The sequence below is a fragment of the Gordonia sp. DT30 genome, from assembly GCF_049844915.1.
Lineage (GTDB): Bacteria > Actinomycetota > Actinomycetes > Mycobacteriales > Mycobacteriaceae > Gordonia.
In genome coordinates this window covers 1-230 of sequence record NZ_JBNCLY010000125.1, presented here as the reverse complement: position 1 = coordinate 230, position 230 = coordinate 1, and the positions used below count along the sequence as shown (strand labels likewise).

Genomic DNA, 230 nt, shown 5'->3' with positions numbered 1-230 from the left:
CCCGCCACCGCGAAAACTCTCGGCTGTGACGCAGGGATCACCGTGGTCATCGTCGACGGCGACGAAGTGCCGCTGAACGTCGGACGCGAGAAGCGGTTGTTCACCCCGACGCAACGAAAAGCGTTGCTACTCCGCGACAAATGCTGCATCAAGTGCGGCGCGCCCGCGTCACGCACCCAAGCGCACCACCTCGAGCACTGGATTGACGGTGGGGCCACCGACCTCGACAA

Annotated in this window: 1 protein-coding gene; it reads left to right on the top strand. The window is 64.3% G+C overall.

Features of this window, described 5'->3' with window-relative positions; all coding sequences use genetic code 11:
* Positions 1-230 (top strand): HNH endonuclease signature motif containing protein (locus ACLQ3C_RS21720; RefSeq protein WP_425707146.1); only part of this gene is annotated, 230 nt, incomplete at both ends.